The organism is Francisella uliginis, from assembly GCF_001895265.1.
GTDB lineage: Bacteria > Pseudomonadota > Gammaproteobacteria > Francisellales > Francisellaceae > Francisella > Francisella uliginis.
In genome coordinates this window covers 548853-565871 of record NZ_CP016796.1, presented here as the reverse complement: position 1 = coordinate 565871, position 17019 = coordinate 548853, and the positions used below count along the sequence as shown (strand labels likewise).

Genomic DNA, 17019 nt, shown 5'->3' with positions numbered 1-17019 from the left:
ATTTTCTAACGTCCTAATATCAGTTTTGAAAGTAGTTTTGATTGCTTAATTTTTACTTTTAGCTTAGCTATGTATTTATAATGTTTCCTCACAAATGAATATTTTAGCAATCTTTGCTCAAGTAATTTAAAATAGCTCCATCGATTACTTGTAACACGATTAATTTCAAAGTTTCTAGTATTTTGTAAGTCTAGCTTGACTTTTACATTCTTAGCTTTATTAACATATTCAACAACTGAATAAATAGATTCAAAACTCTTTTTTTCTAATTTCTTTTTCACACTTCCTTCACTCTGAACATTTTTAAAATATTTACTTACGTTACTCAATCTAAAAAGTTGCGACAATCTCTTAATAATCTTCTTAGAAGAACGAAGTGGTTTTGTCAATTTCCAACTAGCTGATTGATATACAGATAACAGACTATTATTTAAATCAGCAGCCCAGTTTTCAACCCCTGCAAGCTTTTCATTTAATTGCTCTAACTCTTGCCTAACAGAGTTTATACGTATTTCTAACATTTCTGATTCTGTGATATATGACCAACTACCAAACATTTTTCTAAGAGTGTTAATTGGAACTACTACATCTATGCAATTCATCTGGTTAACTTGCAGAAAAGGTATATCGACCATTGCTTTATACAAATTACTAATCGAAATTGTATCAAACTTATATTTAGCGGCCCTAGGCTCGAGAAAAATAACGTTATGCCCAAAGTACTTTGCCTCATGAAGACTTGATGAACTAATAGCCGTTACAGTGCTTATATCACTCCACGAAAAAGCATCATATATACTCACATTACTAATATCTTGAGCATTAAATAACTCTTTGATCTTAGCATCAACTTTATCATCAGTTTCATATGGATGTCTTCTATAATATACAGTATCATAATCGCCTACTATTGATTCTATAATATCAATATAATCCAACAAAGACTTAAATTCACCATCAAAAAATACGGACTTATCATTAATAGACTGTCCTAATATTAAAATAGACCTATTCTTCTTTTCTATAGTATTTCTCTTTGGAGGCACTTGGTGTTCGTAGTTATGTTGTGGATATTTGCTTTTTTGGATATTAGCAAATAGTGATATTACATTATCTGAAACCGAATATTTACTCCAGTTATAATCAAATGAACTTGTAATATTTAAACCCAGATCATCTAAAAATCTTATAGGACTAATACAAACATTAATCCAAGGTATATTTTTCGTATTCATATAATGAATATCAATAGTATTAATTTCAAAACCAATAACTATAGCGTCTTCCAATAAATAATGCTTAAGCTTACTTTCATAACAACCTATTAATGACTTTTTAAAAGATTCTAATGTTATATTATCATCTGAGAATAAACATTCCATACTTAAGTCAGAACTGTTAAATAAAGGTTCAAATAACCTACGCACATTCATCACATTGACATTATGATGATTAAATCGATATAGATCACCTATGAATAATATTTTTTTTATCAACCCACACCCCTCCATCTTATCTTAAATAAAATCATTAGCTTAATAATAGCTTTGCATTAACCAAAGTTGTTTATCATAAGTATCATCTACACCTATATAATTTAATATTCTTTAACATCTTAATCATCATAGGTTTTTTACAACTGTCATTATAAAATAATCTATCTCTTAATTAATTTTCGTTCTCATTTATTGTAAATTGATATCTTTACAGGTTCAATATATAAGATTCCTCCAAAATTTTTTTCTACTAAACTACATTCTGTTATAACAGTAAATGACTTAACATTAAATATCCTGTCAACAAAATCAACTCCAACAACTGACTTTTTAATCCCCACATCCAATCTAAAACTACCATGCATAAATGGAAGTTTAAACTTCCACTCGACTATTTTACACTCATGCTTAGACATTTTAGGTAAAAAAACATCATAATAATTTGTATTACACGCAACTAAAGGATATCCCTTAACATCACTAAAAAGTAGCCCTACAGGGGGCTCAAAACTCGTATCAACATTAGCACGGATTTTAGCACGAATACATATGTTACTTTGCCCATAGACACTATCTCCAATATCATTCATATTTGAATCTAACATCTCAAAACTAATAAATTCAAGCTCTTTTGTTCCTACAAAACCATCAATTGAATTAGAACGCAAATTCCTACTACTTTCATCTTTTAACCTAATATTGTTTAATGCTTCACTATTTCTCTCTATATCAATTGACTCACTTTTATTTATTAACATATTTGTATACACATCACAAACACGATCTATTGATCCATACTCCAACACTTGCCCATCTTTTAATAAAAGTCCCTTGGTACAAAACCTTGTTAAAGTTGGTATATCATGACTAACTATCAATAAAGTAGTACCAGCAGCTACAAACTGATTTATTCTGATCAAACATTTAGACTGAAATGAAACATCTCCCACACTCAAAGCCTCATCGACGATTAAAACATCAGGCCTAAAAGCTGTAGCAACAGCAAATGCAACTCGCATTTGCATACCACTACTATACATTCTTACTGGTTGATCAAAATATTCTCCAATATCTGCAAAGTCCTCAATCTCATCGATTTTGGATAATATTTGCTCAGTAGAAAACCCCATCATCCCTGCAGAATGAATCACATTACTTCTTCCAGTTAAATCTGGATTAAATCCCATGCCAAGCTCAAGCATTGCAGATATACGACCTTTAACATGAATAGCACCTTGTGTTGGAACTAACGTTCCAGTTATCAGTTTCAACAAGGTAGATTTACCAGCTCCATTAACGCCTAGAATACCTATAGCCTCACCCTTATTAATTTCAAAATTAATATCTCTCAAAACCCACTTAGCTGAGCAAGCTTTAGTCTTAAAACCAAACCATCTTGCAAAGCGAGCTAATTCACTTCTGTAAGAATAAAAAGCTTTACTAACATTTTCTACCTTTAATAAACTCATAATACATCCACCATCTCAGCACTAGAACGTTTAAATAAGAAAAGTGCAAACACCAGTAACAGTAAAGAGAATAAAGCCAAACATAACAAACTGAGCAAATGAGGTCTGACACCATAAACCAATACATTATGATACGCATCTACTACTGGGTACATAGGGTTAAGTAATAATAATTCCCGATACTTTTCTGGTATAATTTTTTCAGGATATACAATTGGAGTAAACCAAAACCATACTTGTAAAACTATAGGAATAAACTGCCCAATGTCTCTTAAGAAAACATTTAAAACACCTACTATCATACCCAAACCAAGACCCAGCAGCCCAACCAAAAGTGTTAGAGGAATCAACCAAAAAACTGTCAAGTTAAATCCATGGCCTAATAAAAAGAAAATAATCATAATGGCAAAAAACAATAAAATACTATTCATTATAGCAGAACCAAAAGCTATACAAGGCAATATAATTTTTGGAAAATTCATCTTTTGTAGCATTCCTGCATTTGATGTAAATATATTAAGGCCCCTCGATATAAGCTCATTATTGAGGTTCCAAGCTAAAGTCCCTGCCATAAGATATATAGCGTAAGCATATTTATTATCTATGCTTGGTAATTTCGCAGATAAAACATTTGAAAGGATTAAAGCATAGATTAAAACTTGTGCCAAGGGGTTAACAATTGTCCACAATCCTCCTAACTTGCTCCTAGCAAAAGCAGCTGATAACTCTCTTTTTATAGAGCTTATTATAAATCCTCTATATAACCAAATACTAATTAGCCATTGTTTCATAACACACACCTTTCAACATCATTTTCATTAATATATCTACCAGACTGTATTTCTATAAATACTAATGGTATGGAGCCAATATTTTTTACACTATGTTTTTGCCCAATAGCTGCATACGCAGTTTGGTTTTCAGTTACTAACGTACTTATCCCTTCTACATTAACCTCTGCAGTACCCTCAAGTACTGTCCACTGCTCATTTCGATGAAAATGGCGTTGTAATGCTATCTCCTTACCCGGGTAAACTAGCACTTTCTTAACGTGAAAAAGTTGCTCTTCAATTAATATATCATGATATCCCCACGGTCTAAAATTACGTTTATGCTGAACAAACTCACTACGTTTTTGTTTCTTTAATATTTCAACAACCTTTTTCACATCTTGAGTTTTACTTTTATCCGCGACTAAAATAGCATCTGCTGTCTCTACTACTATCAAATTATCAACGCCTACTGCGGCAAGTAAACGATCATGCGACCGCAAATAGCTATTTTTCACATCATTAGTAATCACATCGCCAAAAACTACATTACCATAAGTATTTTTCATAGAAATATCATATAAAGAATCCCATGAACCAACATCTGACCAGCCGCTTTCTTGCATAGGGATCATACATACATTATCTGCTTTTTCCATTACTGCGTAATCTATAGACTCAGATTTAGATTCTCCAAATAACACCTCATCAAAACGTACAAAGTCCAAATCTTGTTTTAACTCTTCATAAGTTTTCTTACATGCACTATAAATCTGAGGTTGCAATTTCTCTAATGCTTCTAAATAAGATTTTGCAGTGAACATAAACATCCCACTATTCCAATAGTATTCACCACTCTCAACATACTCCTTAGCAACAGCTAAACTAGGCTTTTCAACAAACATATCAACTTCATAAACACCTTCTGTTGCTTCAATTCCCTGCTTAATATATCCATAGCCCTCATGAGGGCAAGTTGGAGTTATTCCAAAAGTTATTAAAGAAGAGTCCTTAATAACTTTTTGCTTTGCTCTACGAATAGCATCATGAAAAACTTCAATATTATCAATATGATGATCTGCAGCTAAAACCAACATTATACTCTCAGGATCTTTCTGAAATAAAAAAAATGCTGCTAATGCAAGCGCAGGTGCTGTATTTTTAGCAAGCGGCTCTAAAAGAATATCTCCTTTCTTACCCAACTTGCGAAAAATTTCAGCAACTTGAAATCGATGATTTTCATTACATACAATAAGAGGTTGAGATATTTCGTCAGCACCTTCTAAACGTTTAATCGTATTTTCTAATAGACTATGTTCGTCAATCAAGCCTATAAACTGTTTTGGAGATGCTTCTCGAGACAATGGCCATAATCTTGAACCAGACCCTCCCGATAAAATAACAGGAACAATCACCACACATACCAAATATTAAATTTAATTTTAATAATTTTACTTAATATGCCTAAAAATAGCAAATATAGAAGCTATAAAGTCAAGGATTTAACTTATATATCAAATTTCCAAAAACCTTATTTATAAAACCAATTTTTCTAGCTAAAAGCTTAATAAAAGGGTTAAAAGCTTTAGTAAGATATGTTTTTTTACCTATACTCTTTCTATATTCTTTAATAAATTCAGAAGTACAAAAATATCTATCATCTTGTGGCATAAAAACACCATCATATCCATTTTCAACTATGCTCTTTAACTCTTGAGATAATTTATCAATATGTAAAACACTTCTTTGATTTTCTATATTCGGAAAAATAAAAGCATATTTAGCTAGTTTAACTAACTTTGGATAATTTCCTTTTGAACCATCACCATATATCATTGGAGGTCTTACAATAGCTATTTTAAAATTTTCGCACTTTAGTTCAGCAAGTCTTTTCTCTGCCTGTAATTTACTATCTCCATAGAAATCATTAGGGTTAGGCTGAGAATTTTCATCTATAACTTTAGTCTTTCCTATAGAAGCACTATCACCATAAATAATAATACTACTCATAAATATAAATTGTTTAACTCCATCATGCTTTGCTTTTTGAGCTACTTCAGCTGTTAAATCAACATTTACTCGATAGTATAAACCTTTCAAAGAAGGATCCTTTGATGTATGAGCAATCCCAGCGACATGAAGTATAGAATCATATTTTGAAAAATCTAGTTTTCTCCACTCATCATTTTTTAAAGAAATTTTATCAATCTCAAAATCATTAGCACAAAAAGATGTAAATGAATTCCCTACATAACTATTTAGCCCAGTTATTAAAATTCTCTTTTTCATTTTTAATCCTTTTTGCTATCTAAAGATCCTGTTCCACCTTCAACAACACCTTTTTTAGTAAAAACTGAGAAAACTGTTAGAAAAATACATTTAATATCCAACAAAATACTTTTATTTTTGACATAATCACCATCTAACTTTGCTTTATCAAATATTGGTAATTCATCACGACCGTTTATTTGCGCCCAACCAGTTAATCCCACAGGAACATCATTTGCCCTGTACTTATCTCTCTCAGCTATTAGATCATCTTGATTCCATAACGCAGGCCTTGGACCTACTATACTCATTTCACCTTTAATAATATTTATAATTTGTGGCAATTCATCTAAAGATGTTTTACGCAGAAAAGCTCCTACCTTTGTTATACATTTTGAAGGATCTTGAAGCAAATGTGTTGGCATATCTTTAGGAGTATCTGTATACATTGTCCTAAACTTATATATCATAAAATATTTTTTATTTTGACCAATTCTTTTTTGCTTAAAAAAAACTGGACCTTTTGAATCTAACTTTATGAAAATGATTAACAGTATAAAAATAGGACTTAACAATATAACTCCAACTAAAGATAAAAACAAATCCATAAATCTTTTTATAACTTTATATAACATTTTTCATTACCTATTCAAATTATGGTTAAATTCAGGAACTATTTGCTTTAAAAGCTTAATTTGCTGATACTGTTCACTAATTAAAAGTGTGTTTAAATCTTTATTTAGCTTATCAATATCATAAAATGTTTTTTTACCTACAAGTATATCTTTATATTCTGTACGAATATCGCCCTCATCAATAAGAAGCTCTTCATAAAGTTTTTCACCAGGTCTTAAGCCTGTAATTTTTATTTCAATATCTTCCATACCTGATAACTTTTTAAACTGTTGCGCAAGATCTATTATCTTAACAGGCTTACCCATATCTAATACAAAAACCTCAGAGTTTCTAGCTATCGCTCCAGCTTGTAATACTAATTCACAGGCTTCAGGAATTAACATAAAATATCTGGTAATATCTGGATGAGTAACAGTCAGAGGCCCTCCTTTTTTAAGCTGCTTTTCAAATTTAGGAATCACACTTCCGCTACTACCCAAAACATTCCCAAAACGAACTGCTGCTAATTTAGTGTTTTTAGGTTCAATGTTTTGTAAATACAATTCACAAATGCGTTTTGTCGCGCCCATAACATTTGTTGGTCTAACAGCTTTATCTGTAGAAATAAGAATAAATGATTCAACATTAGTATTAATGGCCAGATCAATAGTGTTTTTAGTTCCTAAAATATTATTTTTTATAGCTTTTGATATATTTTCCTCAACCAAAGGTACATGCTTATATGCTGCTGCATGAAAAACTATATCCGGAGTGTAATCACTAAAAACATTTTTTAATGACTCTACATCACAAACCGAACATAAAACACTTTTTGTATTATAAGAAGAGCATTCTTCAGTAATCTTATATAAATTAAACTCACTATGGTCAAGTAAAATTATCTGCTTAGCTTCATATTTCATACATTGTCTAGCAATCTCAGAGCCAATGCTCCCTCCAGCTCCAGTAATAAGAATTTTTTTTCCCTTGATAAAGTTTGAAATAGTTTTTTTATCTAAACTTTTCGAACCCCTAGCAAGTAAATCATAAAGTGAAACAGGCTTAAGCTGCGACATAAAACTCTCATCTTGTAAAATACTCTCTAGCGATGGCATGATTTTTATTTGCTTAAAGTCGCTTTGAAAGTCTCTATATATATTCTTAACTTTTGAATTAGCAACGCTTGGTAGAGCTATAACTAATAGATCAAATTTTGAAGACAATAGTTTTTTTTGCAACTCAACCTTAGATAAAACTTTTTTACCATCGATACTTCTTTTTTGTAAAGAAGTATCATCATCAACAAAATATTTAACTCTATATTTTGTAGCACTAAGCTCTTGGGCTATCTTTGTTCCTGCTGCGCCTGCACCATATATCACAGCTACTTTAGTTTTACTTACAGAGCTTTTGTTAGTAATATACCAGTAAAAATAAACACATGAATTTATTAAAAACACATAAAACAAGAATTCAGAAAATATCAATGAGAACCTAATTTTCCCATAAAAGCTAAAAGCAACTATAAGAAATACAGGAATATTTATAAATACTTTGCGCAAAAAAGTTTTTTGTGTTGACTTACGCCAACTTGCCATATAATCCCTTAGTAGAATAAAAGATGACAAACACCTAAGGACAATAACAGAAACAAGGAAATATAAGTCCACAGACTCTTTAAAAATATAAAAAGTCCAATTTACTGTAACAATAGTTAGAAATATTATTACTAAAAAGTTAAGTGTTCTCTTATCATAAAAAGATATCATTGATTAAGTGTCAAAATCATGAATTTATCTAGCAATTATATCAAAGTAATATTAACTAAACTATATTCCATTAATGCAAGTAAGTATTTTCTTATATGAAACTGATTCTATAGTTTTAATATTCTGCAAGTACCATGAAACCCAAAGCTCTTTAATTAAAAAATTAACCTTTATAACCTCACTACTCTCACTATTTAGATGCTTAGCTTTAATTTTCTTATCTAATCTCGATCTAAGTTCATCTACTTCTATTTGATACACCTTATCTCTCTGCAAATTTAGCTTAGCCTTTTCCAACCTATTCTCTAAAGCTTGAATATAATATTTATAACGCTGTAAGAATTTAATTGGTTGAGATAAGTAATCGCCTACGAAAATCTCTCCTAACTCGCTCTTAACATCTGTATAAAGCTGAATAAAATTAAAAGGTATCTTTTTAACATTAAGCTTTTTCTCAAGTTGATTTTTATACTTAATTATTTCTGAAACTAACGATTCAACTTTAGATCTATTTAAATCAAATTTTTCAAATCCATTAGAATAAAGTTTTTCAAATCCAGCTTTTGTATAAGGCAATTCAATATTATCAAAAAAACTTAAATCTATCGCCTTATCAACAATATCATCTTTTGAATTATTCAGCTTTAGTGACATTGATAAACTTGCTAAATCATTTTTCTTAATGCTATTTGATAAGTGATTTTGCAAACGTAATTTAATTAGTTTTTTCAATGCCTTTTTCATACAAGAATGTGCTTCTTCTATAGTTGCCTTATAAGAAAGTTTCACTCCATCTTTAGATATCTCAAGGCAATTATATACTTTTACATTTATACCATATTCTTTTATCTGACTATTTTGTTCAATATTACCAAACTCCCAATCGTAATAAATTTTATCATTAGTAGTTAGTCTCGGCTTTTGAACTAAGTTTTGCAGTTTTTGTTTTAAAACATGTATATCTTTATCTATAGCTAACTCTTCGCCATTTTCATCGACTACTTTAATATTTAAAACAAGATGTTTTTCTAGCTCTTCATTTTGCCATACTGTTTCATCAACTATAAAACCAACCATACGAGTAATATGTTTTGCAATAATAGACTTTAACGGCTTATATTTATCTACCTCAAAATCTATTGACTCAAATATAGCTTGAGCATAAGTTGGTACTGGCACACAGTTTTTACGAATATTTTTCGGTAATGCTCTTAGCAAAGCTATAATTTTGTCATATAAGAAGCCATATATTCCCCATTCAAGCACACTAGGATTTATATCATTAAGAAAAACAATAGGTACTGTAACAGTTGCACCATCTCTCTCATCAAGTGGATCAAAATGATATTCTAATGGTAAATGCATATCACCAACAGCTAAAACATCTGGAAACTTTTGTTGAGTAATTCCCTCTGCACTATGCTGCATGAGACTATCTAAATCAAAAACCAACTTCTGCTGCTCATTTTTTGAGATAGTTTTTAACCATTTATCAAAAGTTACACCACTACAGACATCTTCAGGCATAAGCTCATCATAATGCTGATACATCACTTGCTCATCTACTAAAATATCTTTCCTGCGCGACTTATTCTCAAGATCTTCAACTTGCTCTATTAGCTTAAGGTTTTGCTGATAGAAATACACCTTTGACTCAAAGTCACCGTTTACGAGAGCTTCTCTAATAAATATTTCTCTCGCCTCTTGTGGATTTATTCTTGAATACTGGACAGATCTTTTTGAAATTATTTCTAAACCGTAGAGTGTAATTCTTTCATTTACTACTACAGCTCTACGCTTTTTACTCCAAGTTGGTTCATCATAATGTTTTTTAACAAGATGTTTAGCTAAAGCTTCCAACCACTCAGGTTCTATTTTTGCAACATTGCGTGCATAGGTTTTTGTTGTTTCAACAATCTCAGAAGATAACAACCACTTCGGTTTTCTCTTAAACTGTGAAGATCCCGGGAATATAAAAAACTTAAGTCCTCTAGCCCCTAAATATTCGGCATTCTCATAATTAAAACCAATATTACTTAAAAAACCACTTGCTATAGCCTTGTGTAGATTTTCATATTTAATATTACCTTTGTCGTCATTCCGGACTTGATCCGGAATCTCTCGAATAAGATGAGAACCTGTGCTTCGACTCCGCTCAGCAACCTGTTCAGAGTGACATGCTTTTTTATCCACCTCACCTTGATAACCCAGTTTCCAACCAAATCCATGAATAACTTCAACAATCTGTCTATAAATATCATTCCACTCATTAAACCTAACTGGTGATATAAAATTTTTCTTATAATAATCCTTTTTCTCTCTATTTGATAATCCTTTCAAGTCAGAGTTTAATCTATTAGCTAAATTTAAAATAGCAATAAAATCAGAAGATTTATCTTTATCTATAGAATGTTTTTCATCTGCTTTTTGTTGAAAGCTTAAAGGTCTTTCACGTGGATCTTGAACACTTAAAAAGCTAACAATTGAAACTATTTCTTTAAGAGCTTTTTGCCTATGTCCTTCGATAACTATTTTTGCTAATTTTGGATCTAAAGGCATAATAGCCATTTTTATCCCATCAGCCGTGATTTTAGGTTTTGAATAATTAAGCTCTGAGATTGCTTGTAATTCAAATAAAAGTTTGAAGCCATCCTTAACAAATTTTGAATCAGGCGGATCTATAAATGGAAACTCTTGAATGCTACCTAACTTTAAAAACAACATCTGCAAAATAACTGATGCTAAATTTGTACGCAAAATTTCAGGGTCTGTATATTCTTTACGATTATTAAAATCCTCTTCACTATATAATCGTATACACACACCTGCCGATAATCTTCCACAACGCCCAGCTCTTTGATTTGCGCTAGCTTGAGATATTTTCTCTATAGGTAGACGTTGCACCTTAGTACGATAACTATACCTACTAACTCTAGCCAAACCAGAATCTATAACATATTTTATCCGTGGAACAGTTAAAGAAGTCTCTGCCACATTGGTTGCTAAGATAATTCTTCGTGTAGAACTTTCAGGATTGAATATCTTATTTTGATCCTTATTTGATAGCCTTGAGAATAAGGGTAAGACTTCTGTAAATCTAAGATCTTGTTTATTCAAATATGCTAAAGTCTCATGAATATCTCTTTCTGTTGGTAAGAAAACTAAAACATCACCTTTACCAAGCTCATCAATCGCATACAAAATCCTCTCTTGCATTGAAAACTCATCAAAATCTTCATCATTTTGATAACAGATCTCTACAGGATATGTTCTACCACTAACTGCAATCTCTTTAGACTTTTGAAAATAGCTTGTAAACTTTTGATGATCTATAGTTGCTGAGGTTATAATAACTTTTAAATCAGGTCTAAATGGTAAAATTTTCTTTATGCAACCTAAAAGAAAATCAATATTCAAACTTCTTTCATGTGCCTCATCAATTATAATGACCTCATATTGAGATAAAAACCTATCATTTTTAATTTCAGATAACAACACACCATCTGTCATTACCTTAATCAAAGTATTTTCAGATGTTTGATCAGAAAAACGTATTTTGAAAGAGACTTTTGATTGATCCCCTATCTCACTAGCAACTCTATTTGCTATAGATCTAGCTGCTATTCTTCTTGGTTGAGTATGCCCTATTAAACCTCGTTTACCCAGACCTAAGTCTAAGCAAATTTTAGGTAGCTGTGTTGATTTACCTGAGCCAGTTTCACCAGCAACGACTATTACTTGGTTTTCATCAATAAGCTTTTTAATATCACCAACTTTGTCTGCAACAGGTAAGTCAGGGTATGTTATTTTAGGTAATATTTTTTGATCAGTTTGCTTAGCTAAATCATTTAATTCTTTGATAAGCTTAGAATCTACACTTCCTCTCTTTAGCAATGATATATATTTACCACGCAATTTAGTTGAAATTTGATTTAATAAACTAGAAGCTTGATTTTTAAAATTAGGCATTAAAAAAACATTTAAAAAAATTATATAAACTAAATGTATTTTAACACCCTATAAGTGAAATATTAAAAGATAAAAGCTATATCTTAGCTAGAATTGAATTTAAAGTCTTACTTGGACGCATTACATCACTTAACTTTGCTTTCTCTGGGTAGTAATAACCGCCAATATCAACTTTTTTACCTTGAACACTCGCTAGTTCTTTAACAATCTTATCTTCATTAGCTGCTAACTCTGCATAAATTGGTTCAAACTTAGCTTTTAGCTCAGCATCACTTGTCTGCTCAGCGAGAGCTTTTACCCAATAAAATGCTAAATAGAAATGGCTTCCTCGAGTATCAAGTTCACCAACCTTACGTTTTGGCGACTTATCATTATCTAAAAACTCTTGGTTTGCTTGAGCTAAAGCCTCCGCTAAAACTTTAATCTTAGCATCCCTAGTTTTAATAGCTAAATCCTCTAATGACGCACCCAAAGCTAAGAACTCACCTAAAGAGTCCCATCTTAAGTGGTTTTCATTGATAAGTTGCTCAACATGCTTAGGAGCAGATCCACCAGCACCGGTTTCAAATAATCCACCACCTGCTAGTAAAGGTACAATTGAAAGCATTTTAGCAGAAGTACCAAGCTCTAAGATTGGGAAAAGATCTGTTAGATAGTCTCTTAAAACATTACCTGTAACAGAAATTGTATCTTTACCTTCTTTCATTCTTTTTAATGAGTACTTAGTAGCTTCAATCGGAGATAGGATCTCTATATCAAGCCCAGCAGTATCATGTAACACTAAATATTCATGAACCTTAGCAATTAGATTTCTATCATGAGCTCTATTTGAATCTAACCAGAAAATAGCAGGGTTTTGTGTAATCCTAGCTCTATTTACAGCTAATTTGACCCAATCTTTTACAGCGATATCTTTTGTTTGGCATGCTCTCCAAATATCACCTTTTTCAACTTGATGCTCAAATATTACATTACCATCAGCATCGATAACTTCTACCTTACCGTCAGCTTGAATTTCAAATGTCTTATCATGAGAGCCATATTCTTCTGCTTTTTTAGCCATTAGTCCCACATTTGAAACATCTCCCATAGTAGCAACATCAAAAGCACCATTTTCTTTACAAAAATCGATAGTTGCAGCATATACACCAGCATAGCATCTATCTGGAATCATTGCCTTCATATCTTGAAGCTTATTATTTTTATTCCACATCTTACCAGATGAACGGATAGCTGCAGGCATCGAAGCATCAATAATCACATCACTTGGCACGTTTAAGTTTGTGATACCCTTATCAGAATTAACCATCGCAATATCAGGTTGTTTAGCAAATACTTTTTCGATATCTGCATTAATCTTATCTTGAGCATCTTGAGGTAACTGTTTAATTTTCTCAACTGCATCACCCCAACCATTACGAGGATTTACGCCTAGCTCTTTAAATTCTTTAGAATATTTCTTGAAGACATCTTCAAAAAATATCTCTACAGCATGACCAAATAATATTGGGTCAGAAACTTTCATCATAGTAGCTTTCAAATGAAGTGAAAGTAGCGTGCCTTCTTTCTTAGCCTTTGCAATTTCAGCTTTATAAAACTCTCTTAGAGCTTTTGCAGAGATCTTAGTAGCATCAAGAATTTCTTTTTCTTCTAGAGCAAGACCTTCTTTAAGAACTGTTTGAGCTCCTTTCGGGCATGTATGCACTACTTTCACAGTAGTTGCTTTTGGCACAATATAAGACTTCTCATTAGCATAAAAATCATTATCAGTCATGCTAGCAACATGTGACTTTGAGTCTTTAGACCACTCACCCATTGAATGAGGATGTTTTTCAGCATATTTTTTAACAGCTTCAGCGACTCTACGATCAGAGTTTCCTTCTCTTAATACAGGGTTAACTGCACTTCCTAAAACTTTTGCATAACGGCTTTTAATTTCTTGCTCTTTATCATCTTTTGGTTCAAACGGGTAATCAGGTATTTTATATCCCTTTGCTTGAAGCTCTTTAATAGCAGCTGTTAATTGAGGTATTGAAGCACTAATATTAGGAAGCTTAATAATATTAGCATCTGGAGTTTTTGCTAAATCACCTAATATTGCTAGATCATCAGAACATTTCTGCTCATTTGTAAGATAATCACTAAAATTAGCCAATATACGTGCTGCTAAAGATATATCTTTAGTTTCTAATTCAATATCTGCTGTTTTTGTAAAACTCTCAACAATTGGTAAAAAAGATCCTGTTGCTAAAGCAGGTGCTTCATCTGTGAAAGTGTAAAATATTTTATGCATAAAAATCTCCTATAAATAGAATTTAATCTTTGAAATACTAGCATAAAACTAGTAAGTATTTAATATTTCTGTAATTTTATCATCTGATCTTGCTACTACTGCAAAATCATTATGCTCAATTATTGGTCGTTCTAGAAGTTTAGGATTCTCAGCAACTATTTCAATAAGCTGACTATCAGTAAACTCTTTATCTTTAAAGTTTTCTTTCCAGATAGCTTCTTTGGTACGAATAATATCTTTTATAGAAAGTTTTAATTTTTTAAGTAAGGATTCTAAATCTTTTTCTGATAAAGGATCATCTAAGTATAGATGTGTATCATAATTTATATTACTTTGATCTAAGGCTTGTTTAGCCTGTCGAGACTTCGAACATTTTGGATTATGATAAATTTTCATAACAATACTAAATACGCTATTTCTTGTTAATATGCATAATTATAAATGAATTGAAAAAGAAATGATAAAAAAGTTTCACCACAATCGCTATACTAAATTAGTAGAAACAACAACATTAAATTAATTTAACAATTTACATAGCTAAATTTGTAAAAAAATTTGCTGGTAAGATTAAATATCTAATATAATGAAATTATATAAGAAATGTTTTAAGTTAGTAGCCATAATACAGGAGGATTTAAATAGAGGGTTAAAAAGTTCAGTAAATAATAGGAGATTAAAAATGCCTAAACCATGGAAAGAAAACTACCCAAAACAAGTAAGTCCTAATATAAGCATACCTAGTGTCACATTAAATGATATGCTTAAAGAAACCACTGAAAAATTTTCCTCTAAAGATGCTCTTACCTGTCACGGTGAAAAACTAACCTTTAAAGAAGTTAATAGCTATTCTGATCAATTCGCCGGATTTTTACAAAGCAAATGGAATATCCAAAAAGGTGATCATATCGCAATTATGCTACCTAACATACTGCAATTTCCCATTATTATATTTTCACTAATAAAATTAGGTTGTATTTTTATAAATATAAACCCTCTATATACAAGTAGAGAAGTCAAGGGAATACTTAGAGATTCAAAAGCAAAAGCAATAATTGTTCTTTCTTCATTAGCTCATAATGTTGAAGCTATTGCTGATGAATGCGAAGATCTACAACACAAAATGGTTACGAGTATTGCTGATTTATATCCTTCACCTAAAAAACAGCTAATTTCTTTTATCATTAAATATATTAAAGGCATGAAAGATAAATTCTCAAAAGATAAATTTGATACTTTTGAAAATGCTATAAATGCTGAATATAAACCTGACTACTCTAAAATTAAAATCAGCCCTGATGATATTACTGCCTTACAATACTCTAGTGGTACTACAGGAACACCTAAAGGAACCATTTTACTACATAGAAATATTGTAGCTAATATATATCAAATAAAAGCTTGGACGGAAGGTTTTTCAATAAATCTTAGTGAACAAACTGTTATAAACGCTCTACCTATTTACCATATATTTAGTCTTACAGGAAACTTATTTCTTTTTTACTTCTCTGGAGCATTCCAAGTGTTAGTTCCAAACCCTAGAGATATAAAATCATTAGTTGGTGAAATGAGAAAAAATAACTTCTCAACTATTTTTGGTGTAAATACTCTCTATATAGCATTACTACATGATAAAAAATTCAGAAACAGTAAATTCCCTAATTTCCAACTTTCTATAAGTGGTGGAATGTCAACTACAGAGGCTGTAGCCGATGAGTGGAAGAAAGTCACAGGAGTTAATATTAAAGAAGGCTACGGACTATCTGAAATGTCACCTGTAGTTACCGTTAACTCTTTAGAAGATGAGCCATTTAATGGAACTGTTGGTTTTCCTTTACCTGGTACAGATATAAAGATATACGATGATAATGGTAAAGAACTACCTCAAGGTGAGACTGGTGAGATTTGGGTTACAGGCCCACAGAAATCTCCAGGATTTTGGAGTTTACCGGAGATAAATAAAGAGCATTTCACTGATGATGGTTGGCTTAAAACAGGTGATATGGGCTACCTAGATGAACTTGGTCGTTTAGTAATCTCAGGGCGTATAAAACATATGATTATCGTCTCAGGGTTTAATGTCTTTCCTAAAGAAGTCGAGCTTGTACTTATTGAGAAAGATGAAATAGAAGATGCTACTGTTATTAAAGGACACTCCAAAGAAACTGGGGAAATGCCAGTAGCTTTTATAGTTTTAAAACCAGATGCAAAAATATCCAAAAAACAAATATTCAAATATTGCGAAAGCAAACTAGCTCATTATAAACTGCCTCGAAAAATAATTTTTATAGATGAACTTCCTAAAAATACTGTAGGAAAAATAGATGTAAATGCTTTACAAAAAGAGTATGCTGAAAAATATGAAGAATAATT

At 31.3% G+C, this 17019-nt stretch carries 11 protein-coding genes; 1 reads left to right on the top strand and 10 read right to left on the bottom strand.

All coding sequences use genetic code 11. The features are described from left to right. Positions 1-5: 5 nt before the first annotated feature. From F7310_RS02845 to F7310_RS02800, 10 genes are all read right to left on the bottom strand, one after another. On the bottom strand, positions 6-1496 hold the full coding sequence (locus F7310_RS02845) for a hypothetical protein (protein ID WP_145951719.1): 1491 nt from the start codon (positions 1494-1496) through the stop codon (positions 6-8). A 185-nt stretch (positions 1497-1681) separates the two neighbouring features. Further along, entirely contained in the window at positions 1682-2965 is a 1284-nt protein-coding gene (locus F7310_RS10505; protein WP_072711611.1) for an ABC transporter ATP-binding protein, read from the bottom strand. Then, entirely contained in the window at positions 2962-3756 is a 795-nt protein-coding gene (locus tag F7310_RS02835; protein ID WP_072711609.1) for an ABC transporter permease, read from the bottom strand. The genes F7310_RS10505 and F7310_RS02835 overlap by 4 nt, the downstream gene beginning before the upstream one ends. Next, positions 3753-5150: a mannose-1-phosphate guanylyltransferase/mannose-6-phosphate isomerase gene (locus tag F7310_RS02830; RefSeq protein ID WP_072711608.1), complete on the bottom strand. Its 1398-nt coding sequence runs from the start codon at positions 5148-5150 to the stop codon at positions 3753-3755. Before F7310_RS02830 ends, F7310_RS02835 begins: the two co-directional genes overlap by 4 nt. A 79-nt stretch (positions 5151-5229) precedes the next feature. Next, positions 5230-6024, bottom strand: coding sequence for an NAD-dependent epimerase/dehydratase family protein (locus tag F7310_RS02825; RefSeq protein WP_072711606.1), 795 nt, complete (start codon positions 6022-6024; stop codon positions 5230-5232). Positions 6025-6026: 2 nt separating this feature from the next. Further along, complete coding sequence (locus F7310_RS02820) at positions 6027-6638, bottom strand: sugar transferase (protein WP_072711604.1); 612 nt, start codon at positions 6636-6638, stop codon at positions 6027-6029. Between the two features lie 6 nt (positions 6639-6644). Next, positions 6645-8384: a polysaccharide biosynthesis protein gene (locus F7310_RS02815; protein WP_145951759.1), complete on the bottom strand. Its 1740-nt coding sequence runs from the start codon at positions 8382-8384 to the stop codon at positions 6645-6647. Positions 8385-8447: 63 nt separating this feature from the next. Continuing rightward, positions 8448-12356 carry an ATP-dependent RNA helicase HrpA gene (gene hrpA / locus F7310_RS02810; RefSeq protein WP_072711600.1) on the bottom strand — a complete coding sequence of 1303 codons (3909 nt, stop codon included), beginning with the start codon at positions 12354-12356 and terminating at the stop codon, positions 8448-8450. 76 nt (positions 12357-12432) lie between these two features. After that, a complete protein-coding gene (locus F7310_RS02805) occupies positions 12433-14649 on the bottom strand; it encodes an NADP-dependent isocitrate dehydrogenase (RefSeq protein ID WP_072711598.1) in 2217 nt (738 codons plus the stop codon). A 48-nt stretch (positions 14650-14697) separates the two neighbouring features. Then, positions 14698-15045, bottom strand: coding sequence for an ArsC/Spx/MgsR family protein (locus tag F7310_RS02800; protein WP_072711597.1), 348 nt, complete (start codon positions 15043-15045; stop codon positions 14698-14700). A gap of 283 nt (positions 15046-15328) precedes the next feature. On the opposite strand from F7310_RS02800, the gene F7310_RS02795 reads away from it, so the two are divergent. Then, positions 15329-17017, top strand: coding sequence for a long-chain-fatty-acid--CoA ligase (locus F7310_RS02795; RefSeq protein WP_072711595.1), 1689 nt, complete (start codon positions 15329-15331; stop codon positions 17015-17017). The last annotated feature ends 2 nt before the right edge of the window (positions 17018-17019 follow it).

Excerpts from the sequence above, each read along its gene's own strand:
- hrpA (WP_072711600.1), bottom strand. The coding sequence starts at position 12,356 with ATGCCTAATTTTAAAAATCAAGCTTCTAGTTTATTAAATCAAATTTCA.
- F7310_RS10505 (WP_072711611.1), bottom strand. The coding sequence starts at position 2,965 with ATGAGTTTATTAAAGGTAGAAAATGTTAGTAAAGCTTTTTATTCTTAC.
- F7310_RS02825 (WP_072711606.1), bottom strand. The coding sequence starts at position 6,024 with ATGAAAAAGAGAATTTTAATAACTGGGCTAAATAGTTATGTAGGGAAT.
- F7310_RS02795 (WP_072711595.1), top strand. The coding sequence starts at position 15,329 with ATGCCTAAACCATGGAAAGAAAACTACCCAAAACAAGTAAGTCCTAAT.
- F7310_RS02805 (WP_072711598.1), bottom strand. The coding sequence starts at position 14,649 with ATGCATAAAATATTTTACACTTTCACAGATGAAGCACCTGCTTTAGCA.
- F7310_RS02835 (WP_072711609.1), bottom strand. The coding sequence starts at position 3,756 with ATGAAACAATGGCTAATTAGTATTTGGTTATATAGAGGATTTATAATA.
- F7310_RS02800 (WP_072711597.1), bottom strand. The coding sequence starts at position 15,045 with ATGAAAATTTATCATAATCCAAAATGTTCGAAGTCTCGACAGGCTAAA.
- F7310_RS02820 (WP_072711604.1), bottom strand. The coding sequence starts at position 6,638 with ATGTTATATAAAGTTATAAAAAGATTTATGGATTTGTTTTTATCTTTA.